Origin of the sequence: Microcoleus sp. AS-A8 (assembly GCA_039962225.1) — a bacterium.
In the GTDB taxonomy this organism is placed as follows: Bacteria; Cyanobacteriota; Cyanobacteriia; order Cyanobacteriales; family Coleofasciculaceae; genus Allocoleopsis.
Window position 1 is genome coordinate 234,198 of record JAMPKV010000005.1, and the last position, 26,908, is coordinate 261,105.

22 protein-coding genes are annotated in these 26,908 nt (G+C 47.8%); 8 read left to right on the forward strand and 14 right to left on the reverse strand.

Annotation, left to right across the window (positions count from 1 at the left end; genetic code table 11):
• Window positions 1–844 precede the first annotated feature (844 nt).
• Entirely contained in the window at window positions 845–1,897 is a 1,053-nt protein-coding gene (hpsE, locus tag NDI48_10185) for a hormogonium polysaccharide biosynthesis glycosyltransferase HpsE (GenBank protein MEP0831574.1), read from the reverse strand.
• A 45-nt stretch (window positions 1,898–1,942) separates the two neighbouring features.
• Window positions 1,943–2,953 carry a hormogonium polysaccharide biosynthesis glycosyltransferase HpsE gene (gene hpsE / locus NDI48_10190; protein MEP0831575.1) on the reverse strand — a complete coding sequence of 337 codons (1,011 nt, stop codon included), beginning with the start codon at window positions 2,951–2,953 and terminating at the stop codon, window positions 1,943–1,945.
• A gap of 393 nt (window positions 2,954–3,346) precedes the next feature.
• Here hpsE (NDI48_10190) and NDI48_10195 point away from each other — a divergent pair, with 393 nt between their 5' ends.
• On the forward strand, window positions 3,347–9,331 hold the full coding sequence (locus NDI48_10195) for a response regulator (GenBank protein MEP0831576.1): 5,985 nt from the start codon (window positions 3,347–3,349) through the stop codon (window positions 9,329–9,331).
• A 101-nt stretch (window positions 9,332–9,432) separates the two neighbouring features.
• On the opposite strand, the gene NDI48_10200 is transcribed toward NDI48_10195, so the two are convergent.
• The 5 genes from NDI48_10200 to dapF form a co-directional block, all read right to left on the reverse strand.
• The gene (locus NDI48_10200; GenBank protein MEP0831577.1) at window positions 9,433–9,804 is read right to left on the reverse strand and encodes a zf-TFIIB domain-containing protein; all 372 of its coding nucleotides are present in this window, start codon (window positions 9,802–9,804) and stop codon (window positions 9,433–9,435) included.
• Between the two features lie 120 nt (window positions 9,805–9,924).
• Window positions 9,925–10,761: a dienelactone hydrolase family protein gene (locus NDI48_10205; GenBank protein MEP0831578.1), complete on the reverse strand. Its 837-nt coding sequence runs from the start codon at window positions 10,759–10,761 to the stop codon at window positions 9,925–9,927.
• A gap of 188 nt (window positions 10,762–10,949) precedes the next feature.
• On the reverse strand, window positions 10,950–11,702 hold the full coding sequence (locus tag NDI48_10210; protein ID MEP0831579.1) for a hypothetical protein: 753 nt from the start codon (window positions 11,700–11,702) through the stop codon (window positions 10,950–10,952).
• 74 nt (window positions 11,703–11,776) lie between these two features.
• Entirely contained in the window at window positions 11,777–11,914 is a 138-nt protein-coding gene (locus tag NDI48_10215) for a hypothetical protein (GenBank protein MEP0831580.1), read from the reverse strand.
• A 305-nt stretch (window positions 11,915–12,219) separates the two neighbouring features.
• On the reverse strand, window positions 12,220–13,056 hold the full coding sequence (gene dapF, locus NDI48_10220) for a diaminopimelate epimerase (protein MEP0831581.1): 837 nt from the start codon (window positions 13,054–13,056) through the stop codon (window positions 12,220–12,222).
• A gap of 27 nt (window positions 13,057–13,083) precedes the next feature.
• Between dapF and NDI48_10225 the strand changes: the two genes are divergently transcribed.
• Window positions 13,084–13,332: an RNA-binding protein hfq gene (locus tag NDI48_10225; protein MEP0831582.1), complete on the forward strand. Its 249-nt coding sequence runs from the start codon at window positions 13,084–13,086 to the stop codon at window positions 13,330–13,332.
• 85 nt (window positions 13,333–13,417) lie between these two features.
• Here NDI48_10225 and NDI48_10230 read toward each other — a convergent pair whose 3' ends face one another.
• Window positions 13,418–15,766, reverse strand: coding sequence for a cation:proton antiporter (locus tag NDI48_10230; GenBank protein ID MEP0831583.1), 2,349 nt, complete (start codon window positions 15,764–15,766; stop codon window positions 13,418–13,420).
• A 323-nt stretch (window positions 15,767–16,089) separates the two neighbouring features.
• Here NDI48_10230 and NDI48_10235 point away from each other — a divergent pair, with 323 nt between their 5' ends.
• Both NDI48_10235 and NDI48_10240 read left to right on the forward strand, forming a co-directional pair.
• On the forward strand, window positions 16,090–17,031 hold the full coding sequence (locus tag NDI48_10235) for a M23 family metallopeptidase (protein ID MEP0831584.1): 942 nt from the start codon (window positions 16,090–16,092) through the stop codon (window positions 17,029–17,031).
• A gap of 118 nt (window positions 17,032–17,149) precedes the next feature.
• Window positions 17,150–17,740, forward strand: a complete 591-nt coding sequence (locus NDI48_10240; protein ID MEP0831585.1) for a late competence development ComFB family protein — start codon at window positions 17,150–17,152, stop codon at window positions 17,738–17,740.
• A gap of 94 nt (window positions 17,741–17,834) precedes the next feature.
• On the opposite strand, the gene NDI48_10245 is transcribed toward NDI48_10240, so the two are convergent.
• Together NDI48_10245 and NDI48_10250 are read right to left on the reverse strand one after the other, a co-directional pair.
• On the reverse strand, window positions 17,835–18,401 hold the full coding sequence (locus NDI48_10245; protein ID MEP0831586.1) for a L,D-transpeptidase: 567 nt from the start codon (window positions 18,399–18,401) through the stop codon (window positions 17,835–17,837).
• 2 nt (window positions 18,402–18,403) lie between these two features.
• A complete protein-coding gene (locus NDI48_10250) occupies window positions 18,404–18,865 on the reverse strand; it encodes a response regulator (GenBank protein ID MEP0831587.1) in 462 nt (153 codons plus the stop codon).
• Window positions 18,866–19,185: 320 nt separating this feature from the next.
• Between NDI48_10250 and NDI48_10255 the strand changes: the two genes are divergently transcribed.
• Both NDI48_10255 and NDI48_10260 read left to right on the forward strand, forming a co-directional pair.
• Window positions 19,186–19,866 (forward strand): sigma-70 family RNA polymerase sigma factor, encoded by a 681-nt coding sequence (locus NDI48_10255; protein MEP0831588.1) that lies wholly within the window; start codon window positions 19,186–19,188, stop codon window positions 19,864–19,866.
• A 113-nt stretch (window positions 19,867–19,979) separates the two neighbouring features.
• Complete coding sequence (locus tag NDI48_10260; protein MEP0831589.1) at window positions 19,980–20,522, forward strand: zf-HC2 domain-containing protein; 543 nt, start codon at window positions 19,980–19,982, stop codon at window positions 20,520–20,522.
• Between the two features lie 358 nt (window positions 20,523–20,880).
• Here NDI48_10260 and era read toward each other — a convergent pair whose 3' ends face one another.
• Window positions 20,881–21,870 (reverse strand): GTPase Era, encoded by a 990-nt coding sequence (gene era, locus NDI48_10265; GenBank protein ID MEP0831590.1) that lies wholly within the window; start codon window positions 21,868–21,870, stop codon window positions 20,881–20,883.
• A gap of 340 nt (window positions 21,871–22,210) precedes the next feature.
• On the opposite strand from era, the gene NDI48_10270 reads away from it, so the two are divergent.
• Window positions 22,211–22,477, forward strand: coding sequence for a GNAT family N-acetyltransferase (locus NDI48_10270; protein ID MEP0831591.1), 267 nt, complete (start codon window positions 22,211–22,213; stop codon window positions 22,475–22,477).
• Window positions 22,478–22,647: 170 nt separating this feature from the next.
• Here NDI48_10270 and NDI48_10275 read toward each other — a convergent pair whose 3' ends face one another.
• Window positions 22,648–23,052, reverse strand: a complete 405-nt coding sequence (locus tag NDI48_10275; protein MEP0831592.1) for a hypothetical protein — start codon at window positions 23,050–23,052, stop codon at window positions 22,648–22,650.
• Between NDI48_10275 and NDI48_10280 the strand changes: the two genes are divergently transcribed.
• The gene (locus NDI48_10280) at window positions 23,036–23,686 is read left to right on the forward strand and encodes a retroviral-like aspartic protease family protein (protein MEP0831593.1); all 651 of its coding nucleotides are present in this window, start codon (window positions 23,036–23,038) and stop codon (window positions 23,684–23,686) included. The genes NDI48_10275 and NDI48_10280 overlap by 17 nt on opposite strands.
• Window positions 23,687–23,738: 52 nt before the next feature.
• Here NDI48_10280 and NDI48_10285 read toward each other — a convergent pair whose 3' ends face one another.
• Both NDI48_10285 and NDI48_10290 read right to left on the reverse strand, forming a co-directional pair.
• A complete protein-coding gene (locus NDI48_10285; GenBank protein MEP0831594.1) occupies window positions 23,739–23,930 on the reverse strand; it encodes a hypothetical protein in 192 nt (63 codons plus the stop codon).
• 760 nt (window positions 23,931–24,690) lie between these two features.
• Window positions 24,691–26,568 carry an alpha/beta hydrolase gene (locus tag NDI48_10290; GenBank protein MEP0831595.1) on the reverse strand — a complete coding sequence of 626 codons (1,878 nt, stop codon included), beginning with the start codon at window positions 26,566–26,568 and terminating at the stop codon, window positions 24,691–24,693.
• Window positions 26,569–26,908: the final 340 nt, after the last annotated feature.

The following is a 26,908-nucleotide window of genomic DNA, read 5'->3' on the forward strand; positions in this document are numbered from 1 at the left end:
AATTCCTCGCAAAGATAATTTAGTAACGTTTTCGCTAACAAAAATCCCAACAAGTTATGCAGTATACTAACCTGGCTATGTGAACGGCTTCCATCTTCAGCATCGTCCCAAACTTGCAGATGTACCGAGAAGCAACGGTGAAATTATCCCGATATCCCCTCTTGCTCCATCTTGTGTGCCAGCAACAAGTCCCTTTAGGAACCCAGAAACGACTGGCGCTGCTAAGCGCTGATGTCTCACTTGACCACTGTCGAACGCAAAGCAATTGCGTTACTGATACTAGGAACGTACACGAAACAGCCACTAAGGCGTTAGTGCTAAGGTTCGTGGACACGGAGAAGTTCCGCTAAGACGATTCGCTTGGCAGCTATAGTTTCGCTTCACAAACTCCTTTTTCGCATCTCTCTTACAAGGTGACAAGTCGTGTCCTATGTCAGGACTAGTCATGTTTAATCGAGCAGAGAGACTCAGCCAGTGAGGAGTCGTTGCTATCTCGATGCTTTGTGTCCGAGAACTCACCAAAGTTGTAAGATACCTGTACAACTTGTAATACGTCATTTGTATGATAGGTCAATAACTGACTATGAGCAACAGAGTCAAAGTGGCTTCATCTAGTCTTTAAGAAATTCTAGATTAATCTATTGATGCGCTGAATTCCACAATATTTCTTCATAAATAGGGCTTTATCCTATTTGTTGACCCTTAAGTGGTCGTCAAAACATCGAAATTCACCAAGCGCGGAAGTTTCCTATGTATTACATCCTGACTTCACCTCAAGAGCCATCGCTTTCCCACAAAAGTAGGGAATGATCATTCAATATTGCATCCGTAATCCCAAAACGGTTTAAAAATTAGCCTTCGTGGAGAGAGGCGAGTTTCTGACGTCGGCAGTATTTTGTCCCAGGGATAACCAACTGATGTGTCGGGCTAAGCTAGTTTGAAAAAAATAAAATGGGCTGAGTAAATAACCCCAATAGAAGGCCAGTTCGCAAGCCTCCACTAAATCATTGAAAGACGATTGTGCCTTTGCTCCTTCAAGCAAGGCGGCGCGATATCGCAACAGGTGTACCACTAACCGACGCAGACTGCCCATAAATATTCTGCTCAAAACGTTTAGCCGTTCCCAAAACGGCGTATTCATCATTCGCAGGCAACAACTGTTCAAACCTACACCCCGCGACAGGCTGACTAAATAAGCCCTCTCCAAGCGCCAACGAGGGATTTGGTGATAGGTTTCCATGGCTGGGTTATACCAAATTTCCCAACCCGCTTTGTGCAGGTGTAGTAGTGGCTCTAAATCTTCACCCCCAACCAAGGATTGCCCCAACCTACCTTTGAGCATCGGTTGTGGAGGAACGGCTTGGCACCAGGCTAGTTTACGAACCACTAATCCCGCCCCTGGCGGTAATTTAAGCTGATTGGGTTCATACCGATGAGGTTGTTTTCCCCGTTCCGTAATGCCCAAAAACGGCGCAATTCGCTCAAAATTCGGGGGCGGTTCCACTTCAAAGTCACCGTGAATTTGACTAGCGTAAGCACCCGCTTGAGGGTGAGTTTGACCAAACGCATAGGCAGCAGCAACCCAATCCAAGGCGGGTAAGTTATCATCATCCAGCAAACCCACGCACTCACTCCGGGCTTCTTGTACGGCGCGGATTCGAGCAAAAGCTGCTCCTTGTCGAGGTTCTAGACAATACCTCAATCGCCCAGAACCCGACCACATCCCTTGATAATCAGAAACTACCTTGGCTGTAGCATCTTGACTATTGTTATCAACGACGATGATTTCCCAGTTGAGGTGAGCGACACCTATTTGCGATCGCAGTCGCTCTAAAATCTTAGGTAATCGGTTTTCCCCGTTATAGGTTGGTATTGCAACCGTAAAGTCAACTGACATAATTCGTTACCACTGGTAGGATGTCACCGAACGCTGGAATCTGGGTTAATTTTTCTGATTCAAATACCCACGACTCCAAAGGTAAAAAGGACTGATAAAACTACTCACAAACAACTGCATTTCACACGCTGCAATTAAGTCAGAGCGTACCCGAAAGCCATATTTAAGCAAATGAAAAGCCATCTTTCGCAAATCGTTTGCCAGGTAAGCTAAAGTGGCAAGCGGTCGCTGCCAAGGTTTCACACTCAGCATCCGCGTCACATAACGACTCAACCCAATTCCCCGGAAAAACGGAATTAAATACTCTCGCTTCAGACGCCAGTGGGGGATTTTATGGTCAATTTGCATTGCGGGATTATACCATATTTCCCACCCCTTAGCTTGAATATGAGCCAGCATTTCCAAATCCTCGCCAGTCAACATACTCTCTGGAGTCCGTCCTGTCAAAACCAGTTGTAGAGGAACACTCTCTAACCAAGCTTGCTTACGCACCACCAACCCTGCCGACGGAGGTAGAACCTTGTTTTGCGGTTCATACCGCTGTGGCTGTGAACCCCGCTCAGTAATCGCTAAAAAAGGAGCCAGTCGATGAAAATTTTCCGGAGGTGTAACCTCAAAGTCCCCATGAATTCGACTTCCATAAGCACCCGCCGCCGGATGTTCTTGAGCGAAGGCGTAAGCCGCCACCACCCAGTTCGGTGCCGGGATGTTGTCATCATCGAGGAAACCCACCAGTACACCGTTCGCTTCTTGAAAGGCACGGCGTCGTGCAAAGGCGGCTCCTTGCTGCGGCTCAAAGCAATATCTTAAAGGACAGGACTGAGGCCAATTGGCTTGATAGGATTGAACGACTTGGGCGGTGTCGTCGGTACTATTATTGTCCACCACCAAGACTTCCCAACTGAAAGTTTGGCCGTGATTAGTCTGTGGCGTTTGCCCAGAATCAGTGGTGACGCACGCAGCGTCTTGGCAAGCGAGTTGCAATCGATCTAAAACCTCTGGTAGACGCCTAGCCCCGTTGTAGGTCGGGATGGCGACCGTTAAATTAACGACCATCGTTTTACCAAGGATGGGAATGCACAAGACTGGGTCAATTGAGGATGCCCAGTTCTGGGTCGAAAATTTTTAATGTATCAATTTTAACTTCTGGTCAGTTAGCCGCCCTATTTTTACGTCATTGTGGCATATAAACCGGGCAGTGGCTTTCTGCTGTTTCCGGGAGCGATTGCCTCTTACGATAAATTAACGAGCGCCATGCAGCGCTCTAGCACGCTAAGCCTATCTATGTCCATAATTTAGATATATTTACTGACTTTCCCGAAAGTTTATTAATAAATCATAATTAATTTTTTTGATGTTTTTTTAAAGTGCTTTTGGGGAAGCGGAAAAATTTGAACTATAACCAAGAAAGGTCTGCGTCTATCACATCTCGCACAATTAAACCTCTCTATGCAGACTGAGACTGCTCCAATCACCTTGCCTACCCTAGAGCATCTAATTGACCCTTACCCCCTGATCACGGCTCCTGACACTCCCTTGAGCAACATCATTGCTTTAATGGGTCAAGGGCGAAGAACCAGTTGTTTGTCCAGTGTTGGGTCATCGTGCCTCGATCATACTCAGCACTCAGCTCACGGTACAGGCAGGCAACCCTCCAGGGCAAGCTGTATGACGCTTGCACCAGCCACCTGTGTCTTAGTCATAGAAGGCGATCGCACGTTAACGAGTGCCTCTCCCTTGGGCAGCAAGCGCATCGGTAAAGCCCATCGCTTACTGGGGATATTTACAGCACAAGACCTCGTTCGCCTAACCGCTTCCGAGGTGAACTTGAGAGAAATCAAGATTGCCGACGTGATGACCCCACCAGTTGTCACCCTAACGCTTTCCGATTCGTGCAACCTGTTCACGGTCATCTCGCTGTTGCATCAACATCAAATCAGCCATCTACCCGTTTTAGACCCTCAAGGTCAACTCATGGGGATGATTACAGTTGACAGCCTTTGTCGAGGACTGCCACCTCTGAATCTTCTGAAATGGCAACGTGTCTCAGCCGCCATAACTCCTACAGTGATTCAAGCACCCTGGAGTACCTCGATTTTGAACCTCGCCCAGCTCATGCTGCAAGAGCGAGAAAGTTATGTGGTGCTGACGGAAGAAGGGTTAAATGTAGGCTCGTCGAACGTTGAACGTTCCGCAACAACCCTAGATTCCGCTGAGAAATGCTCCGAACAGCCATCAACCCCGGTGGGAATCGTTACAGAACGTGACCTTGTTCAGCTTGTCCAGTTATCTCTCCTGGGGCTGGACTTATCCCAAACTCAGGCGCATATGGTGATGAGGACGCCGTTGTTGGGCTTGAGTCCAGACGATTCTCTGTGGACGGCTCATCAACACTTGCAGCAGTGGCAGATTCAACACGCACTGGTGTATGGAGAACGAAAAGAGTGGCTGGGAGTTTTTAGGCCAAAAGAGCTGTTGCGATCGCTCGATCCGATGCAAATGCTGGGCGTTATTGACACATTACAGCAAACTGTTGAGGAGCAAGCCGAGAAACTTCAACGCGCTCATGGGGGATTATCGCCGCAGAGGTTTCACCAGCCAGCGGTTGAAAAAAATCAAGGAGAAAATAGCAACGATCCCATGCTTTCTCCGGAACCATTCGAGGGGAATCCGAACCCAAGCAACAGTGAAGTTTCTGCTTCATCTCCTACACCTGAAACTTCCGATCCAGAGGCGCAGCCCAATCAGGAAACCTGCTGTCACGGTACCTTAGACGAACTCAAAAAAGCGCAAGAACGCTTGGAATTAGTCACTTACGCTGCCAACGACGGTCTTTGGGACTGGAATCTTCAAACGGGAGAAATGTACTACTCTCCGCGCTGCAAGGAGATGCTGGGCGACCTCGACTATGAACAGCCCAATGAATTGCTTTCCTGGGAACAAGTCATCTCTGACGCCGATCCCATGGCTACCTTGAAACTAATGAATAATTTTCAAGGGGGTCAAGCATCTCGCTTCATTGTGACGCAACGCTTCCATCATAAAGACGGCTCTTTACTCTACATCCTTTCGCGAGCCACTCACCTGAAAGATGATCAGGGAAAAGTTGTCCGCATGGTAGGTACCCATACGGATGTTACCGATTTGGTTACGGCTCAGGAAGCCCTGCGCCAAGGTGAAGAGCGCATCCGGGCGCTGTTGAATGCGATTCCGGATCTGATGTTCCGCCAACGGGTGGATGGGACTTATTTGGATTTCAAGTTAAAAGATGGCAATTTGATCGTTCCCTCCGAAACGCCGAGCACATCTCATTTTTGGGATGTACCGATACCGGAAGCGCTAAAACAGCGTCATATCAAGCTGCTGCAAGTGGCTGTGGCAACCGGGGAATTACAAACCTATGAGCTGGAATTAGACCAATCGGATGGGGTCAGGAATTATGAGGTGCGTATCGTAAACAGCGGTGCGGATGAAGCCGTTTGTATCGTGCGCGACATTACTGAGCGCAAGCGAACAGAGGAGGAACTGCGACAGAACGAACAGTTTTTACGCAGTATCTACGATGGGGTGGAAAAGTCCATCTTTGTGATCGATGTTTTGGAGGATGGGGAATTTCGTTATGTCGGCTTGAACCCAGCTCATGAAGAGCTTACAGGCATTCCCTCTGAGGAACTTTGCGGCAAGACTCCTGAACAGGTGCTGCCGTTAGAATCGGCTAGGGCTGTGCGCGATCGCTATCAATCTTGTGTTGAGGCGGGAACGACAATTTCTTATGAAGAATGTCTGCTCTTCAACGGGACAGAGACGTGGTGGATCACCAGTCTCACCCCACTGCTGGATGCTCAGTCGTGCATCTACCGTCTGATTGGCACGAGTACCGACATTACCGAACGCAAGCGAGCCGAAATCACTCTGCAACAGCAGGCGGAACGAGAACGGTTAGTCAGTGAGATCGCACGGCGGATTCGTCAGTCTCTGGAACTCCAAGAAATCCTCAATACCACTGCTACACAAGTCCGGCAGTTCCTTCAGACGGATCGGGTCATCGTTTATCGCTTCAATCCCGACTGGAGTGGTGTGGTTGCTGTGGAGTCTGTGGGACAGGGGTGGACAGCGATTTTGGGTAGCACGATTTATGACCCGTGCTTTAGCCAAGATTATACCCATCTCTACCAACAAGGCCGTATTGGGGTTATCGAGGATATTTACCAGGCGGGTTTAACACCGTGTTACATTGATTTCTTAGCTCAGCTCCAGGTTTCGGCGTCTCTGACCGTACCGATTTTACAAGGAGAAAAGCTGTGGGGATTGTTGATTGCTCATCACTGTAATGGCATTCGGAAATGGCAATCTCTGGAAGTTGAGCTGTTGCAGCAACTGGCAACTCAAGTCGCGATCGCGGTTCAGCAATCGGAACTGTATCAGCAGGTGCAATCCGAACTGGCTGAACGCAAGCGGGTGGAAGAGGGACTGCGTGAACATAAAACTGCCCTTCAGAGGCAAGTGCATCGAGCCTTGTTGCTCAAGCAAATTACCCAAGAAATTCGCCAAAGCTTGGATACCTACCAAATTCTTAATACCACAGTGGCGCAAATTGGTCAAGCTTTTCGCGTCAACCGCTGTGTGATTCATACTTATGTAGCCACACCAACGCCCCAAGTTCCTTTTGTGACTGAATATTTAGAACCGGGATATCAGTCAATTCTGGATTTGACCGTCCCTGTGAGTGGCAATCCTCATATGCAAAGGCTGCTCATTCAAGATTCGGCGATCGCGTCCCCCAATATCTACACCGACCCCTTGCTGCAAGCCGCGATCCCCCTATGCCAACAAATCGGTTTGAAATCCATGCTGGCGATTCGTACCTCGTCTCAGGGAGAACCCAATGGAGTCATTTGCCTACATCAGTGTGACTCTTGGCGCGACTGGACTAGCGATGAAATTGAACTGTTAGAAGCCGTTGCCGATCAAGTGGGAATTGCCTTGGCTCAAGCCCGACTCCTGGAGCAAGAAAAGCGCCAACGCGAGCAACTAGCTGAGCAAAACATCGCCTTGGAAACAGCCAAACAGGCCGCCGAGGCCGCCAATCGCGCCAAAAGCGAATTCTTGGCGACCATGAGCCACGAAATCCGTACTCCGATGAATGCCGTAATTGGCATGACTGGACTGCTGCTCGACACAGAAGTCACGCCGCAACAGCATCAGTTTGTGGAAACAATTCGCAATAGTGGTGAGGCACTCCTCACGATTATTAATGACATTCTCGACTTCTCCAAAATTGAGTCAGGCAAGCTGGAACTGGAGGAACAACCCTTCAAACTGCGTATGTGTATTGAGGAATCCCTCGACCTTCTGGCGGCCAAAGCCGCAGAAAAAGAGCTGGAGTTAGCTTATCTGATTGACTCGCAAACTCCCATCACCATTGCCGGAGACGTGACTCGCCTGCGTCAAATTTTGGTCAATCTGCTCAGTAATGCGGTTAAGTTCACTCGCCGTGGAGAAGTCACTGTTTCAGTAACAGCCAAGGGGATACCCCTAAAGGATGAAATGGGTACGGAGTTGGCTGACAACGACCCAAGATTTTCAATCTCTCCATCCCCAAACACGCAGCCTCAGACCGATAAACCCTGTTATCCTGGGTTGCGCCAGGGAAGGTTAAGCTCTGTTAGCTTTCATCCTGCCCCCTACCCGTTTTACGAAATTCAATTCGCGGTCAAAGATACGGGTATAGGTATTCCTACGGAACGCTTGGATCGCCTGTTCCAACCCTTTAGCCAAGTGGATTCCTCGACTAGTCGCCACTACGGCGGCACGGGTCTAGGTTTGGTAATCTCTAAACGCTTATGCGAAATGATGGGGGGTCGAATCTGGGTAGAAAGCGAAATGGGTAAAGGATCGATCTTTTACTTCACTGTACTCGCTCATGCCGTGTCTAGCACCACTCCCACGGGTCTGGATGTGGCTCAACCTCAGCTTGAAGGAAAACGACTGCTGATTGTCGATGATAATGCCACGAATCGCCAAATTTTGACCCTACAAGGACAATCTTGGGGCATGTTGACCCGTGCGGCTCACTCTGGCATGGAAGCTTTGGATTGGCTGTGTCAGGGAGAGTTTTTCGACTTGGCGATTCTGGATATGCAAATGCCGGGGATGGATGGACTGACGTTAGCCACCGAAATTCGCAAGAAGCGCGCTTACCAAGAGTTACCTCTGGTGATGTTGACCTCAATCGGCAAGCCGGAAAGCAGCGACCCCAGCCAAATGAATCAGTTTGCGGCGTTTTTGAATAAGCCGATTAAACAGTCCCAGCTTTACGAGAGCTTGAATCAAGTTCTGCTCGGACAGCCGATTAAAGTGCGTCCTGTCTGTTCCCTGTACCCCGAAATTGACTCTAACTTAGCTCACAAATTGCCTCTCAAGATTCTGTTGGCGGAGGATAATGTGGTCAATCAGCAGGTCGCGTTACACTTGTTGCAACGACTGGGGTATCGCGCCGATGTGGTGGGCAATGGTTTAGAGGTGCTCGAAGCTCTGCATCGTCAATCTTATGATGTAGTGTTTATGGATGTGCAGATGCCGGAGATGGATGGCTTAACTGCCGCACGTCGTATTTGCCAAGAGCCATCTTTCGCTGGGGAATTAGCGGATGCTGGCGAGAATTTAAACATCGCATTTCCTGAGGTTGCTCAAACAGACACGAACCAGCCCTCCAACCCTGCAACATCCACAACCCGCCCACCGGAGAAACTCCCAAGACAGCAAAATCCAAAATCCAACAAGCGTCCTCGAATTATTGCCATGACCGCAAATGCCATGCAAGGCGATCGCGAGATGTGCTTGGAGGCAGGTATGGATGATTACATCAGTAAACCGATCCGTATGGAGGAACTCGTTCGTGCCTTAAGCAAGTGCCGAGAAGAGTTAAAGGTTAGCTCGTTGCAGGTTGAACGTTCTGAAGGTAAGATTCAACCTTCCAACCCGGAATATACCTCTACAGAGAACGCTACGCGAACAACGTTCATTCAATCTGCAACTTCCGATGCCTCTGAGGAAATCATAGATGTCGCCGTTTTTCAAGAATTACGTGAAATGATCAACCATGATGGCATCTTGGAAAGCGTGATTGATAGCTACGTAGAAGAAACACCCAAGCTGTTGCAAGCGATGCACACAGCACTAGCGCAGCTTCACCGCGTAGCGGTTGATACCAATGAGGCGATCGTGTTAAAGAGATCCGCTCACACTCTCAGGTCAACGAGTGCCACTTTAGGTGCGACCCATCTGGCTCAAATTTGCGGGGTTCTGGAAGCGCTTAAGCCTATGGGAAATTGGGCAGAAGCAACAACCTTGGTATCACAAATAGAAACAGAATATGAAAAAGTGAAGGCAGCTTTGCTGCAAAAGATTCGGCAATTGAATGCTGTTGGATAAGCTGCCTGTGATTGAATGGGTAGGAGGAAGTCAATCGAGCAAGGAGAAGGGTTATTCTTCTATGGTTTCTCCTTTCTCATTTTTTCTGATCAGCGTCTTTCTTAGCTAAAGATACTCTTAAAAACATCTGATAAATTCTCTTCCTTATAATCCTTAAATTCCCCCGCATCAAACCAAACACCATAGCAAACCGGACATTTTTCGTACCGGATATGAGACTGCTTGAGATCAACCATTTTCGTCATTTGAGTCTGACATTTAGGGCAATTGATTGTCTTAATTTCATCGAATTTTTTGCCTGTTGAAGCGTCACCAACATCTATACTCTCAGCGCCTTTCATTTTCTTCAGTTCCTGAGCCTCTTGGGAATCAAACCAAATTCCTTGACAGTTGGTACAGCGGTCTACTTCAATCTCCGAATAAACCACTGATTCGAGACTTCCTTGACATTTAGGGCAGTGCAGTTGACTCATCTTGGTCACACCATTCTAGTTCTATGAAGATGGCGATAGTTTAGCAGTTCTCAGAAGGAAACAGGCAGATGGGTGGCTGTATCCGGGATGGCGATTACACTCGTGATCTTCCTCAAGAACTCACGCAACACCATGCTGTTTGAACCAAGCTTGTAGGCGTTTCCAACCGTCTTGTGCCTGTTTTTGGCGATAGGAAGGACGATAGTCAGCAAAGAAGGCGTGGGGTGTATCTGGATAAACGATAATTTCCGAACCACTGTTTCCAGCTTTGAGCGCCTCGCGCATTTGTTCCACAGTTGCAACGGGAATCCCATTATCACTGCCACCGTAGAGTCCCAATACAGGCACTTTCAACTTAGCCGCCATATCAACAGGGTACTGGGGAGTGAGGGAATTAGACTCACCCACTAAGCGTCCGTACCAGGCGACTCCTGCTTTTACTTTCGGGTTGTGAACACTATAGAGCCAAGTCACGCGGCCACCCCAGCAAAAACCTGTAATTCCCAATTTATTGATGTTTCCTTTACTCGACTTTTGCGCCCAAGCGACGGTTGCATCCAGATCGGACATTACCTGAGCGTCAGGAACTTTAGAGACAACTTTGGAGATAATTTCTTGAACATCCGTTAGTTTGGATACATCCCCTTGACGGGCAAACATTTCAGGTGCGATCGCCAAATACCCCAGTTTGGCAAAGCGGCGACATACATCCTGCATGTGTTCATGTACGCCAAAAATTTCTTGGATAACCAGCACTATCGGGAACTTGTTGCCTTTGGCAGGCATGGCTCGATAAGCAGGAATCTCCCCATCCTTGACAGGTATTTTCACTTCACCTGCCACCAAGCCTTTGCTATTGGTGGTGATCACTTCGGCAAGAATCGGATGTGCTGCTAGTGCAAACCCGGCTGCCAGCGTAGAGGCAATGATAAATTGTCGGCGCGTTAAATCAGCCATAGCAGTTTTCTCCGAACACTCCACCAGAGGATCTTAACCTTTAGGACGTGATCAGGTTGAGTGAAGGCTTCCATTTCCTTAATGCAAGCAACTCCATAAGTGACATTCCCTCTAGAGATATAAAAAAACAGCACTACAGACAACTTGCAGCCTCCCCACCCGCCCCAAAGTGCAGGTGGGGTTTTCTTTTATTGAAGGCGAACGGCAATGGTATAAGAAGGTCGCTGTTTGGCTTCTCTTTGAGTCTTAACCACACGGAAGTCAGGGTCAATATAGAGATGCTCAAACTGGGGAACCATCAAAAAGGCCGTTTTTAATTTCTTGGCTGTACTTTTATCAAGATTTTCGAGTGATGGTGCTTGTGGAGAATCTAGGGTTTGGGATGATTTATTTTTCCTAGATTGGACAACTTTCGTAAACCAATGATCTGCCTGTTCGATATTCAGAGGCATGGCTCCGAATCGAAAGGCTTGTTCTATCCCAATATTCTGAATTTGCCACTGACCCTCTCGAACTTCATACTTTTGCAGCACCATTAAATCATAAGCAAATAGAATGGATGATAATTTCTGCAAAAAAGGTATTTTGTGACCCGGAGAGTAGCGAGCCATATTGGCATAGTAACCATTGTCATGAAAAATTTGGTAAGACTGCTCTCTTATCCGTCCTGGCAGCAGGTCTTGATAAGGGATAGTAGACCAAACCGATGACCATACTCCCTGTACGACGGAGACTTGATCTTCAGCTCTGGGATAAGGATTTCTCCGCTTTAACTCTTCAACAAGCGGTGCTAATTCATTTTTATAAAACAGCACTTTTTGTTTTATCGGTTCTGCATCTCGGTTTGCCGTAAGCTGCAAAAGTTTTTGTTTAAGTGCTTCTGTACTCTGATGACTTAGTTCATCAGTACTTAGTACTTTATCCGCTAACACTATATACACTCCGCTCAATACAAGACAAAATAAACGATTACTAATACCCAATTGCGTTCTTCACTTAGCTTTTTATTAGCTTTTTAGGTTAAGTGAAGTTCTACCTCTGGAAACGCGGCGCGATCGCGGAGTGAGGCAGGATACTTTAAAAAAAGGTAACTGGGTATGAAGCGCACTTTTTCAAGGGCTTCTAAATTAAATAATGTAACTTTTTCTGACAAAAAACGTCTTTCTTCGGATATAAGGACTTTGTCTCTTTTGTCAACCCAAGGAAATAAGAGAACTTTTCGTTAACGGGGGGAGCCGTCTAATAAAATTAGGCAGAAATAATAGACGAGCAAAAATCTCTGCGACTCCCCGCCTCACTTAGAGGACAACCACGAGGGATTGCCCCTACCATTAATGAACTGGTGCACTAGGGCAGTGTGGCAGAAATAACCATCCAGTTGAAAAAGGTTAAAAAGCTTAGTGTACAAACTTTCTTGCCTTCTGCCTTCTGCCTTCTGGTACTAGAACATCAAAATCGCTAGAGCTTACCTCTAAATACGCGCTCGGCTGGCCCAGTCATGTAAACTCGTTGGTCTTGCTGTGCCCATTCAATCTCCAAACAGCCACCGGGGAGTTCTACCGTAGCCTTGCGATCGCTCTTGCCCGTCAAAACACCGGCCACCACCGCCGCACAGGCACCGGTGCCACAAGCTAGGGTCACTCCAGCACCACGTTCCCACACGCGCATCTTCAGATAATCGGGACGCACGACTTGAATAAATTCCGTATTGGTTCGCTGGGGAAACGCTGGGTGATGCTCGAACTGGGGGCCAATTTTTTCTAGGGGGATAGCGGCGACATCCTCAACAAAGGTGATGCAGTGAGGATTCCCCATACTCACACAGGTAACCTCCCAGGATTGTCCAGCCACTTGCAGGGGTACAGCGATCGCCTTTTGCTCCGCTTGAGCTAAAGTAGTAGGAATTTGAGCCGCCAAAAGTTGAGGCATTCCCATATCTACCTTGACTTTGCCCTCACCTTCGAGTTTAGGGATAATCACACCGGCTAAGGTATGAATCCGATACTCAGATTTAGCTTCTGTCCCCTCCAGATCGGCAATAAACTGAGCTAAACAGCGAATCCCATTGCCACACATCTCTGGCTCTGAGCCATCGGAGTTAAAAATTCGCATGGTATAGTCACCTGCATCTTCTCCGGGTAGAGCGAAGATGACACCATCCGCACCAATCCCAAAATGGCGATCGCATAGCTGCACCGCTTGCTCTGATGTAATAATCGGTTGCGTGTCAGCGCGATTATCAATCAAGATGAAGTCATTCCCCAGACCGTGATACTTTGTAAATTCGATTTCCATATTGAGCTCCGGCTTTAAAAATTGATTATGGCTGAATTCGATACAGGTCTACCGAGCGTTCGTCAAATTCAAGAATTGATTAAAGATGGAAAAGAAGTCGAGGTAAAACTCTTGACCCAGGATGTGCTAATTGGTCAACTGCTGTGGCAAGATTCAGATTGCCTCTGTCTGGCCACTCAAGAAGGGATACGCACGATTATTTGGCGTCATGCCATGGCTTACATCAAGCCCCAAGAGATAGAAATGGGGAGTCGCTCTCTGCAAGTGCGGCAATGAAAGCAGTTGCAGGTTGAACGTTGAAGGTTACAGGTTGCACATTAACCTTCAATCTTTAACTTTCTAACTTTCAACGGATTTCGGTTCAATCTCCATGACGCTGACTATCGAGGGGTAGATACTCTTGCAAGACTTCACTCACGGGAGCCTTGATGATCGGAATCGCCACGACAGATTGCTGAGGTTCGGGTGCTAGCCACTGTTGTAATTGACGCAGAGGATAGCTACCACCACACAGCAGCAGGTGATCGCCCACTCGAATTTCAGCACGACCATCGGGAAAGCGGATAAACTTTCCTTCACGGCGAATCGCTTGCACCTGTACCCCGTACTGACGGCGTAAATGCAGCTCTGCAAGCGTTTTCCCATGCGCTGGGCTGTTTTCAGGAACGAGCAACCATTGGCAGGGGGTATTGATGCCAGGAATCGCCACTTCACCCTTCGCCAGTTCATTAAAAGCGGCAAGTTCATCGGGTTCTCCGACAGCTAAAATGCGATCGCCTTCTTGAAGTTGGGCTTGCTCACTGGGATAGTCAATTTCCTCCCCTTCGGCGCGACGAATCGCGACTAAGCTAACGCCCGTCAAGCGGCGAATGTTGGCTTCTTCCAAAGTCATACCCCTGAGTGGCGAACTCTCCGGTAGAGCATACCACTTGCTGTTCATCGCCTCGGTGGCTGTACGCAAATCCCGTGCAATCTGAGCCGGCCCTTGCTCCGGGCGCAAATCGAGATAATGGGAATTACGAATTTGCTCCATTTCCCGTTGAATCATGGAAGCGGGTAAGCCAATCCCCGTGAGTAAGTGGGTAGCCAATTCCAAACTGGCTTCAAACTCTGGCTGCACCACCTCTTTCGCCCCCAGTTGATACAAAAGTTCAATATCTCGCTCCGTATTGGCTCGAACCACAATATCAAGGTCGGGATTGAGTTCTAGCGCTCGCTTGAGACACAGGCGCGTACTCATTGGATCGGATACCGCAATCACCAGCGACTGCGCCTTCTCGACTCCTGCTTTTTCTAATACATGCAAACTAGCGGCATTGCCATACACATAGGGAATATGAGCCTCTCGCAATTGCTGAATCGCCCGCTCTGACTGATCAATCACCAATACAGGATAATTATGCTCTTGCATCAAGCGCACCAGATTACGCCCGCCCCGTCCGTAACCACAAATCACCACAGGTTCTAAGAGCTGCGACACTTCAGGAGATACTTCTTTTGGAGCCTCCATGGGTTCAAAAAACCGCTTCAGGGACGGGAGTGACTCTATCCAGTTAAACGCCAGAGGTACTACACGTAGGACAAAGGGGGTAACGACCAATGTCACTGCCGTTGTGCCTAAAATCAACAGGTAAACGCGACGCGACACTAATCCCAGGAACTGTCCCTCACTCGCGAGGACAAAGGAGAATTCCCCAATCTGAGTTAGCCCCAAACCGACAATGATTGCCGTTTTTAAGGGATAGCCAAACGCCTTCACCAAAGGCGTGATAATCAAAAACTTACCCACTAACACCAAACAGACTAACCCCAAAATCAACTCTAGATTGTTCCAGAGGAAAAGGGGATCGATGAGCATCCCAATCGCGGCAAAGAATAAAGCCGCAAACACATCCCGGAGCGGCTCTACATAAGTCAGCGTTTGATCGGCGTATTCCACCTCACTAATCATTAAACCGGCAACAAACGCCCCCATCTCAATCGAAAGACCTAAATGCTCCGTCAGCAGCGCAATGCCCAAACACAGGGCAACAACCCCCAGCAAAAACAGCTCTCGGCTCTCGGTTTTAGCTAGGAGACGCAACAGGTAGGGGATAAGCCAAATGCCGGCAGCTATGGCTCCGGCGGCAAATAAAGCAATTTTTAATAGCGCTAATCCTATGGCTAAACCGATCGCTTCTGGGGGTTGATCGAGGGCGGGTAAGACAGCTAGCATCAATCCCAATGCCAAGTCTTGCACCACTAAAATCCCCAGCATGATCTGTCCGTGGGACGTCTCTGTTTCGTTGCGCTCCATCAAACATTTGAGGACGACAGCGGTAGACGACAACGATAAAATCGCTCCCAGGAAGACTCCCTTGGCGGGGGTACTCACCCAGCCCATGCCCAGGGATAATAATGTGGTGATGACGATAGTTAAGGCAATTTGTAGCCCGCCCCCACCTAAGGCGATCGCCTGGACTTTTTTCAATTCTGCCAGAGAAAACTCAACGCCCAAGGCAAACAACAAAAACGCCACTCCAAACTGAGCCAGGGTCTCGATTTGAACTAATTCTTTAATCAAACCCAGACCCGCAGGGCCAACAATGATTCCCCCCAGGATATAGCCCAGTAGAGCAGGTTGACGCAAAAGCGCTGCAAATAGACCACCAGCCGCTGCGGCGGCGAGGACGGACACGAAGTCAAGGATTAGTCTGAAGTCTTCTTGCACCGGTTCCTTTTCTGAGAAAATTATTAAGCTATATAAACTTTAGAATACAAATTTTTCCAGCTCTGCTGTTACCTTTCGGTATACGAAAGCGCAAGCTTTCAGTAAAAGTGAAGCCCCCTGACTGAATTTGAGAAATTTGCCTCCAACAAGAGCCACCTTCACGCCACTCTCCTTTTCTTCACAGAGCTAGCGGGAGTATCAGTCCTATTTGAATAAAGCGGTTGGAAACTCTTCCTTGCAGGTGCTAGTCTATCGGCTATTAGTGGCTATCGCTATATTGAGTCGCTAAACTATTGTCAATAACTCGATAGGAAGAACGACCTGTGCCATCGAAGACTACTTTGTCTCAATCGCGCCCCCGCCGCAACTGGTTTGCCGTTGCTGTTTTGTGGGTACAACGTCAACGCGCTAACTGGGTACGAATCGGTCTCGCTCTTGGCATAGTTGCCGCCTTCGTTACCCTAGCTGTGCCAGCAGGAGCGGTACAAGTCCGCTTGTCACCGTCTAATCCTCACTTAGGTGACACCTTGTCTGTAACAGTCCAGCAAGACCCTACCTTAAGCCGAACGCCAACGGTTAAGATGGGGCAAAAGACCTACCCAACTTTTGTCACGAGTTCAGGAGCGTTTCGAGCTTTGTTGCCAACCTCGCCTTTGGATAAGCCTGGAACTGTACAGATTCAGGTTCAAGGAGGGAGTGAGAGCAAAACCTTAACTGTGCCGTTACGAAATCGTTCGTTTCCCACCCAACGGATTCGGCTTTCAGGCGCAGCCGGGGCGAAAGCAACGCAGCATGAACTGGCTCGCGTCGCCGCTTTCAAAAATCTACAAACGCCAGAAAAATATTGGAATGGGCCGTTTGTGAAGCCTAATAGTGGTCGCATGTCATCGGGTTATGGAATTCGCCGCTATTACAATGGTGTGTTTGCTAAGGATTACTACCATCGCGGTGTTGACTATGCGGGTGGCATGGGTTCGCCAGTTGTGGCACCGGCGGCTGGTCGAGTCGCCTTAGTTGGAAGAGTATCTGAAGGGTTCCGGGTACATGGTAACGTAGTGGGAATTGACCACGGTCAAGGCGTCACTAGTATCATGATGCACCTCTCGCGCATTGATGTTCAGGAAGGGCAACTTGTGAAACCCGGTCAAAGAATTGGTGCAGTGGGTTCAACGGGTGCGTCTACCGGGCCACATCTACATTGGGGTCTCTATGTTCACGGTATTTCTGTTGACCCAGCGCCTTGGCGAGAACGAGGATTTGAGTAAAGCTTTCTCAAGTTTTGCGGAAGTTTTCTCCAGTTAGGTTTGATTTTGTATTGTTTTAAATAAAGATTGTGGCAAGTTTTCCACTTCAAACGCAGCTACCGGGAAACACTCCAACGTCATGAGTATTGAAAAAATCGTAGAACAAGCTCTGCAAGATGGCTACTTGACCCCAGTCATGGAAACCGAGGTAGGTCGCATCTGTGATACAGCCTCGGAGCTTTCGATTGAAGAATATATGGCGTTGGATCGCCTGATGGGGGCGCTGTTAACTGGCGAAGTGGTTGCCGTTCCGCGTAAGCAGTTCATCAATGTGATGGAGGAGCTGGTGCTCACAGAGGCAGTAGCTCAAGTGGCCGAAATCGAAGCGAAAAGCGATCGCATCCTCGATGTCGGAGATATTGCCGCCTACGCCTTGAATCGGCTTCCTCCTTTGTATGCCACCACGGAAGAAGGGGCGAGATACCAGCGTCAGCGCGCCAAGGAAGAGCTTCACGACTTGATCACCCAACAAGTTAGTGCCGCCCTTACTCGCAACCTCGATCGACCGGATTTTGGCTGTGAACGTCAAGCATTGGGCAAAAGCGGTGGAAATGATGTTCTCAGGCAGGTGAATAGCTTGTTACAAGTTTACGCCCCTGATTTTGAAGCAAAACCCTCTAGCAATTATTTTGAGGTGGAGGAGTCAGAAGTCATCAGTCAGGAGTTTTGAGCCAAACAACGGTTGACGGCTGGCAGATTATACACTTGAATGTTCCAACATTCAATGTTCGTTGTTCAAAGAAGCTTCAAGATTCAACCCTCTCTTATGGGCGAACAATCACTGGCGTCCCTAGGTTGACTTGGTTATACAACGCCTGAATATCCTTGTTTCGCATCCGCAAGCAGCCGTGAGAAATCGCCTTTCCCACCAATTTTTCGTTATTAGTGCCATGAAACCCGATATGATGGCGTTCGTCAGCCCAAAAACCAATCCACCGATCACCTAATGGATTGTCAGGGCCGGTGGGGATAATCTCACCCGTAATCGGTTGCTTCCAAACTGGGTTGAGTTGCTTGTGTAACACTTTAAAGGTGCCCTTGGGGGTTTCCCACCCAGGTTGACCTACGGAAACGGGATAAGTCGCAATCAGTTGTTTCCCCCAGTAGCTGTAAACGCGGGCTTCACTCAAATCCACCACAATTCGAGAACTGAGCGCGGCGATCGCCATCTTCAAAGAATAGGTTGCGGGTAAAACCTGTGCCATTTTCGCTTTGGGTTTAGGAATGACCGACACGGGCTTCAGCTTAGGTTGTGCCGCTGTAAACCAGACGAACGCTGATCCAAAGCACACTAGCATCCAGCTTGCCTTAAGTGAGTAATTTATAGCCATCGTTACGCATTATCGTTAGCAGGCGGTAGTTCTACGATATGAAACCAGTATTCTCCTAATGTATTCACCGCTTCGACGAGTGAGTCAAAGGTCATGGGTTTGATGAAATAAGAACTAGCTCCTACCTCATAGCTACGACGGATATCTTGCTCAGAACTTGAGGACGTCAGCACCACAATTGGGATGCGCCGTAAGCTGGGGTCAGTCTTAATCGCTTGTATCACCTCTGGCCCGTCTATTTTCGGCAGGTGCCAATCCACCAAGATTAAATCTGGTCGGGGTGAAGTGGCTATGTCGCTGTACTGGTGCCGACGATGTAGATAGTTCAGCAGTTCCTCCCCATTTGTCACAATATACAAATTGTTGAGTAGACGGCTTCTTTTCAGGGCTTGTTTCATCAAGCTTTGGTCTGCAATCGCATCTTCTGCTAAGAGAATCGTGATTCGCTTTCTGGGATTGCTCACTTTCGCCCTAACTCCATAGGGATATTTGGCAGGTACGCTTTCTCAACGATACTCAACAACAGTCCTCTGCCTCAACGACCTATTGTGGGGATGTGGAAAGCAGGTACTCACAATTTTTCGGGAAACTCATTTGGGAAATTTCTAAAACTATCCTTTTGGGGGATGCGGCTGAGTTCTCTAAAAGTCATAATTAGTGGTTTACAAGTTAAAGTTTTACAAATTCCTTGTAAAATAAAAGATTTACTTGTTCATGCGGGAACTCTTGGTGAAAGTCGGGCGTCTTGGGGAAGAAGAAGGATGTTCTAGCACCCATTCCATCCATGAGCCAATCGATTTCTTTATCCTGGTCAACCGGTGAGGTCACACTTCCTCAATTAGGTGAAGTCACACCTCCTCAACTATCGGTGCAACCTGACAAACTCTCTAACTATGACTTAATTTTGCGCTGTCAGGACGGACTGAGTCCTGATCGGACTGCCTTTGCGGAGCTTTTACGACGGTACCAATCTCATGTAGATAAGATTTTGTACCATCTCGCTCCAGACTGGCAGGACAGAGCGGACTTGGCGCAAGAAGTCTGGATTCGAGTTTACCGGAACATCAAACGGTTAAATGAGCCTGTGAAGTTCCGGGGGTGGCTGAGTCGGATTGCCACAAATCTCTTCTACGATGAACTGCGTAAACGCAAACGAGTGGCTAATCCTCTGTCGTTAGATGCCCCACGTCGCCTAGATGATGGTGAAATGGATTGGGAAATTGCATCGGAAACACCCAATCCAGAAGAAGACATGACGACACGAGAGTTTTATGAGCAGCTACGCGAAGCGATCTCAGACTTGCCAGAGGTGTTCCGCACCACCATCGTCCTAAGAGAAATTGAAGGCATGGCTTATGAAGAGATTGCCGAAATCACGGGTGTCTCTCTGGGGACTGTAAAGTCGAGAATTGCCAGAGCCAGAGCGAGGCTACAATCTCAGCTCCAAACCTATTTGGAAGCCTGAGCATCCGTCTGATTCCTGATAGCGCTTACCCTATAGGGGGTTGTTGGTTTATGACGGAATCTATAAAATATCAGTACAATAGGCGCTTGCTATGACTCAGTGGTGATACGAAAATGACCTCCAATTTTGAAGCTGGGAAACAGTCTAAACAGAAAGCTGTCACACAAATGGATAGCTTACAGCGCGATCGCTTTGAATTGCTCAGTGCGTACATTGATGGTGAGGTGACGGCAGAAGAGCGCAAGCAAGTGCAAGAGTTGCTGTCCACTGACTCAACAATGCAGCACTTGTATACTCGACTAATGAAGCTGCGTCAGGGAATATATGAGCTTCCCGTGCCAGCCCCCGCCGCAACAGGGCAACAGACAGCTGAGCAAGTTTTCTCACGCATTGACAGACGCCGGAACCGAAGAACAGTAGTCTGGGGGGGAGCCGCGATCGCTGCTCTATGTGTCAGTGCTTTATCAGGGATTTTACCCGGTAGTCGCTCATTGGTGCCCCAGTTTGCTCAAAAACCTGATGCTACGGCTGAAACCTTAGAGATTGCACTGAATCAACCCGTGATCGAGATTCCCAAAGCGGCTGTCGTCGATCCTGAGAAGGGAGTGCAGCCGTCGGGACTACCTGGCGAACTCTACGACCGTAATCTTAACTAATCAAGTTGAACCTTGATCTTGGTGTTTGGTACACGTAACCAACGTCTTGTTGATGTAAAAAGAACTCGACTGAATTGTTATAGAGACAGGTTGATCAACCTAAATCGATGGGTACACAAACAAAAATAATTTAAAACCCGCCCTCTCTCCAGAAGTAAGGGCGGGTTTTGTTTGGGTATTGTCGGTTAGATGGACACAATTAGTCCATAAATTTGCCACTAAAAATTCAGTTTTAGCAGTCGCCAAGGCGATTAGGATAAAGCCAAATACTGAAACCTTGACCCGTCAATATGCATCCCTTCTGTCCTCGTATGAGATCCGGTCTACCTTTTGCTATATCGTTTGACGACAAAAGCAATTATTCCTCTATCTGATAACCAAACTCTGCCAGTTGAAGGCGAGATTGCCGCCATTTAGGTACTACTTTGACAAATAATTCTAGGTAAACTTTACCCGCAATTAATTTTTGCATTTGCTCACGAGCCGCGCTGCCAATTTGTTTGAGCATACTGCCACCTTTGCCGATGACAATTCCTTTTTGGGAATCGCGTTCAACATGGATAGTCGCGAGAATACGGGTAATTTTTGGGTCTTCCTCGACGATATCAATCGTAACAGCCACTGAGTGGGGTACTTCTTCACGAGTGAGCAGTAAAATTTGCTCCCGAATTAATTCCCCCATGATGAATCGTTCCGGTTGATCCGTCACTAAATCAGGGGGATAGTAATAGGGTCCCAATTCGAGATGATCGATTAAAAGTTGTTGTAAAGCTTCCATCCCCTCACGCGTGAGAGCAGAAAATTTTGTGACTTTCCAGTGGTTGGGTGCTGCAAGTTGAGCGTAACTTTCATCGATGGACTTCCCCTGAATCGGGGACTGGGATGATTGTAAATCAGATTTGTTGATGCCGAGAATCACAGGTGTTTGGGTATGGGTTAGGAGTTCGACGATAAAGCGATCGCCACCTCCCGCTTCTACCGTTCCATCCACCACAAACAGCACCACATCCACCGAGTCAATCGCAATTTGGGCGTTTTGTACTAATACTTTACCCAATTGGTGATGCGGCTTGTGAATTCCTGGAGTATCTACAAAAATCATCTGCGCTTCTGGTGTCGTCAGGATACCCCGCAGACGGTTGCGCGTGGTTTGGGCGACAGGTGAAGTGATGGCGATTTTTTGTCCCACTAATTCATTCATCAGCGTTGATTTGCCCACATTGGGGCGTCCAATGATGCCGATAAAACCGGATTTGAATCCTTCTGGGGCTTGGGGAATACTCGGCCCGTATAAAATGTCCTGTGGGTTACTGTCTAAAAATGGGTTTGTTGTGTTGCCGTCTTCCATGCTGTGCGCGTTTTTGATTTAAAATTACTCATTTATCTCTGGAGATTGAAACGATTTTGTTGGTCAATTAATGCAGCGTATAACCTTTTTAGGTCCCCTTTTCCTGGCCTTTTGAAAGGGTTGGGAACACAATATTGCTACTCCTCCTTCTCTTGCCGAACAGTCAGGGTTTGAGAGAGGAAGTGTGAGGTTAGGTTTTCTGATGTTGCCAACGGCATCATTCTCTTCGCCCAGACACATGTTGTCCGTCTTCCTTCAATTTACTGCTGTTGCTGGCGCGGTGAGCAGGAATTTTCCCTAAATCCTCGAACAGTAGAGGCACAACCCATGCAGATAACACTTGAGTCAAGAAGTCTATGGGCTACGCCTTAATCAGAAATATTGGGGACAAGGTTTAGCAACAGAAGCCGCACACGCAATCCGTGATGATGACGGCTTGGAATTTGGGTATAATCGCCTCATTTCACGGATCGCTCACGACAACATTGCATCTCAAACGGTTGTGATGAAGAAGAGCCTGGCCTACGAAAAAAATACAACGAAATGGGCTAAGAATCTCCGCCTCTATGTCATCCACCAAGCCGAGCTTCTTACCAAGGATTTCTAGAAAGCGAAGTCTGAACTCTAAAATTACACTACTTTCCTACGCTAGCTCCTGTCATGGATGGAGCATGTGCGGATAATTTATCTTGAGTTCCTCACAACTAGGCAGAATTGGCGATTGACATCTATCTAGCGAAAGAGATAAGACTGGGGAATATCGTCAATTTTCTCTCTTCACACAGAGCCATTAATCATGTGGAAACCTTCTACCCATACTGGCAGCCTGCTGATTCTATCCGGTCTTTTGACATTGAGTAGTGTTGGCTGCTCCGGCAACTCCTCTGAAAGTTCAGCCAGTGTCTCAGTCACTCCATCAGCAAGTCCATCAGCAAGTCCATCAGTCACTCCATCAGCAAGTCCATCAGTCACTCCATCAGCCAGTGCGTCAGTCAGTCCATCAGCCAGTGTGTCAGCCAGTCCATCAGTCAGTGTGTCAGCCAGTCCATCAGCCAGTCCATCAGCCAGTGTGTCAGCCAGTCCATCAGCCAGCCCCTCTGCTAAGCTAGCTTCAGTTCTCAAACCCAAGCTTGCGCTTGCCTCGAAGGTAGCTCCCTCACCAAAGGTGTCACCCTCTGCCAATCCCGAAGCCTATAATCGCGCCATGGATATTGCGGTTGGTGCGTCTACCATCAGTAAATCTGCTGTGTCCCGCGATGATTGGAAACTCGTAGCAAATTCCTGGCAACAGGCGATTAACTTATTAAAACAGGTGCCTGCTTCTAGTCCTCAGCACGCCATCGCTAAAAAAAAGCTGTCCCAATATCAGCTTTCTCTAGCAGACGCGAAGCAAAAAGCGGCTCCACTACCGAAAAAGAACACGCTGGGTGATGTCAATCCACAGTTTTTCTCCATCCCGATCAAAGGACGAAGACAGGGAACACCCATTGTAGAAGTTCACTTCAATAATCAACAGAAATTTGAAATGCTTTTTGATACAGGGGCTACTGTTACTCTCATCCCCCAAAAAATTGCCCTTTCGTTGCAATTGAAACCTCAAGGCTCAACGATGGTCACTGTCGCCGATGGTGCAGCTGTCGTAGTTTATAAAACGACTCTTAAATCGATGGAAATTGATGGTCGGATCAAAAGAAATATGTCAGTTGTTGTCGCTCCACCGGCAATGGAAGAAGGTCTATTAGGACAAGACTTCTATGAAGGCTATGAGATTGCCATTAAAGAAGATATCATTGAATTTCGCCGACATGGACAATAGCGGTTCTGTAAAATTTCAGTTAGATTTATGGCTTTAGATTAAAGGTCAGCAATTAACCTTTAATCTCTCCTACCCCATACTTTATTTTTATCGTAGGAGTATCGTCAGTTTCTTCCGTTGGTTTGAAGCGGTGTAAATCTTTTCTAACCTGTTGTTCGAGTTCTTCGACAAAGCGATAAAGTTCTTCAATCGACTTGTTGATAATCTCGGTTTTCTCAACGTGGATATCTGGATCGATAGTCATGGTTCGAGTATCACCTTATTGGAGTTGTTAATTTAATTCTTGAACGTCTCTTAGCTCTAGAAAATATCTTCTGGCTTCAGCATGACAGTTCGCCATTAAAGTAGCTGGATTAGGGTAGGATTTAGGTGATTCCTACTATCGCTCAACCGAATTCATAATGATGCGGATTGAACAGTTTCCTTGGCGTAATCACCTATTTTTGTCAAGGAATTAAACATGAGAGATATAGGAGAATTTTTTCTACTTTAAGCAGGATAATGGCTACAGCTTCAGCCACCGTCTATCCAAAGCAGGGGTCTAGTATTAAGATCGCCTGTGTTCATAAGTACAAAAAGAGGAAAATACAGGCTAGAAATTGACTTCTCGCTGGAAGCGATGGCTACAGCTTTTTTCTGCTAAATGCTTATCCTAATCAGGTTGTGCGTTAGACATGGCAATCCTGAATGCCTTAATCGACACAAATCGATTCGGTTCGATGGATATCAGCATCCGTGCCATCGAGCATGACTAAAATATCGATTTCGATTGAGTCATCCTGGAAGAACCCCTCCCCAATGCGGGGAAGGGTTTTCTTGTTTCCCCTAACCCTGAAGGAAACCGGACATGAGAGTGATAGCTTTGGCGTAGCATGTACTCGAATGAACTTAGGCTAGCGCGTAGTGAGATGAAGTCGGGAACTAGGGGTTAGGTTTTAATAATGAATCGGCTAACAACTCTTCGACTCCGGAAAAATAAATAACTGATGAGGAATGACAACCCTTCAACTAAGACCCGTCGAAAGTTTCTCGTCATGATTGTTCAAGTCTTTACAGACTGGATTTAGCTTTTCTGTATCCGAACTCACTCGCCTCACAACTTTATTAGAAGGGAAAAAGAATGACTTAATCGCACTAATCACGGGAAACTCATTCATTCTTGGCAAGCTGATAGCAACCTGTTGATTACCAACAGCTAGAACTTGAAACCAGGTTGACATTGTGGTCGGTAATTCTTTACTCAACCGCAGAGCCATGGTAGGAGTTGAGAGAGATTGGGCGTAGGCGGGGGATAAAAACGGCTGGTAAAGTTGGGCCTCGGGTGTTAATTGTTTAACGAAGGCCAAACTGACTCCTTTGAGGAGTTGCCGCAACGGGTCGGCTTCTTTACCGATATGCTCTTTCACGAGAGTACTTTGAGCTAGAGCTTCGTTGAGATTAGCTCGGTCAGTAATACTTAAATGAGTGCCGCCGATCGCGGAAATCAGATACTTGGGGCCGCCTAATTGAGAAAAAGACCGCAGTTGATGGTCGAGTGCAGGTGCGATCGCATCCTCAGTGCTGGTCAAAACTAAGGTGGGGACACTCACTTGAGCCAAACCCTTATTGCCAAATAAGCGTCCTGTCATGGGGTTAAGTGCCATCACTTGCACCACTCGCCGATCTCGGAGTTCGATCTGATTACCGGGTAAATCAGTGGCTGCACACTGAAACCAGTCGGCAGGTGAGCGTCCAATGGGGCTACGGTTTTTACAAAACTGTCGTAGCTCTTTTAAGTTAAGTTCTCCCCCAGCTAAGGCTAAGGCTGTATACCCTCCTAAGGAGTGACCGATCACGGTAACTTGTTGAGTATTCAGTTTGCCCTGCCAAGAGCTATCATCCGCCTGATTGAGTTTGGCAAACTCATCTAGCACAAAGCTGACATCTTTGGGACGGTCAATAAATTCTGAGGCGGATAACAAATCACCAGGATTGCCACCGATGGAAATCCCACTCAGCCAGCTCAAGTTGCTGCCGGGATGCTCGATCGAAGCGACAGTGAACCCATGGGAGGCTAGATGACGGGCAATGTAGGTTAAGAAATTGCGGTCTGAACCAAAGCCGTGGGAGAGAATGACCAGGGGACCAGCCGTCTTTCGTACCGAGTAGAGGTCAACGGGAATGGTGCGCTGTCGTTGTGAGTCTCGCAGAATCAGGGTCTGCTCGCGCACGTATTGAGAACCGAGTTCCGTTGGATCGAAGCTAGGGCGGAAGCTGGCGTCGTCGGTAACAGCGAGCTCTTGCTTGAGCATCGGGCCAATGGCAATGCTTTGCCAATAGGAGGCATTGAACTGGAGGGCGATGGAAAGCGCCTCAGTGGCATCTATCGTAACGTTCTCCTCTGGGTAAGCCCTTAAGAAACCGATTACAGACAGACCATTAGCTTGCCTCGCGGCTAAAAACAGCGCCGCTTTTAATTGATCGACCCGGCTTTCGGGGAGAGCTAGACCAATTTTTTCGAGTAATCTTGCCCCATCAGAAGAACGGAGGAGGTCATTGAGAAATTTCTCAGTCATGTTGGGGTCAATTTGCAAGTGCTTGGTCAGCATCTGCCGTACCTGTGGGGTCAGTACCACACCATAAGGTTGAAGTTTAGGTGGCAACTCGCCCGTCTTGGCAAAGGTTTCTAGTTCGGATATCGCAACAGATTGCTCAAATGGCCCTAAGCGCAGCGTGAGACGTTCTGCGGCTGTTGCCGGTGTAGCGACCCAATTCAAAGCAATGCACAGTGAAAACAGAGTACTCTGTCCAATTGTCTTGATGGAACGTTCTAAACCGACCCGTTCTCTGTTGCCAGAATGCCAAGATGACCTGCCACCAGAGCTGTTGAGCTTAAACTTCATAATAAGTAATTACGCCTGTGTGAGAGTAGCTATCTACTAATTTTGCTCAAAGCGACCCAATTAGAGTTCGATGTGTTGCCCCTGCATTTTTAGCAATATATTATTTTGTGCAAGGTTGAGTCAGCTTTTCAGGACAAGACAGAGGGTCTGAGAGTGCCCACCTTCATGAAAAAGTTGAAAAAACCCAACTATTGTTAAGTATGGTAAATACATCTGTTGCACCCTTCTCCTCTTTGCATGGTATCCCTAGGGGCATTAATCTCCCGGATCATAGCCCAAGTTCACACCATTAGACTCTTCAGAAATACGAGCGAGAGAGTGGAACCGGAGATTCTCCAAG

Bases quoted from the DNA above. Each gene is read 5' to 3' on its own strand.
- hpsE (MEP0831574.1), bottom strand. From the start codon at position 1,897: ATGTCAGTTGACTTTACGGTTGCAATACCAACCTATAACGGGGAAAAC.
- hpsE (MEP0831575.1), bottom strand. From the start codon at position 2,953: ATGGTCGTTAATTTAACGGTCGCCATCCCGACCTACAACGGGGCTAGG.
- NDI48_10195 (MEP0831576.1), top strand. From the start codon at position 3,347: ATGCAGACTGAGACTGCTCCAATCACCTTGCCTACCCTAGAGCATCTA.
- NDI48_10200 (MEP0831577.1), bottom strand. From the start codon at position 9,804: ATGAGTCAACTGCACTGCCCTAAATGTCAAGGAAGTCTCGAATCAGTG.
- NDI48_10205 (MEP0831578.1), bottom strand. From the start codon at position 10,761: ATGGCTGATTTAACGCGCCGACAATTTATCATTGCCTCTACGCTGGCA.
- dapF (MEP0831581.1), bottom strand. From the start codon at position 13,056: ATGGAAATCGAATTTACAAAGTATCACGGTCTGGGGAATGACTTCATC.
- NDI48_10225 (MEP0831582.1), top strand. From the start codon at position 13,084: ATGGCTGAATTCGATACAGGTCTACCGAGCGTTCGTCAAATTCAAGAA.
- NDI48_10240 (MEP0831585.1), top strand. From the start codon at position 17,150: ATGAGTATTGAAAAAATCGTAGAACAAGCTCTGCAAGATGGCTACTTG.
- NDI48_10245 (MEP0831586.1), bottom strand. From the start codon at position 18,401: ATGGCTATAAATTACTCACTTAAGGCAAGCTGGATGCTAGTGTGCTTT.
- NDI48_10255 (MEP0831588.1), top strand. From the start codon at position 19,186: ATGAGCCAATCGATTTCTTTATCCTGGTCAACCGGTGAGGTCACACTT.
- NDI48_10260 (MEP0831589.1), top strand. From the start codon at position 19,980: ATGACCTCCAATTTTGAAGCTGGGAAACAGTCTAAACAGAAAGCTGTC.
- era (MEP0831590.1), bottom strand. From the start codon at position 21,870: ATGGAAGACGGCAACACAACAAACCCATTTTTAGACAGTAACCCACAG.
- NDI48_10285 (MEP0831594.1), bottom strand. From the start codon at position 23,930: ATGACTATCGATCCAGATATCCACGTTGAGAAAACCGAGATTATCAAC.
- NDI48_10290 (MEP0831595.1), bottom strand. From the start codon at position 26,568: ATGAAGTTTAAGCTCAACAGCTCTGGTGGCAGGTCATCTTGGCATTCT.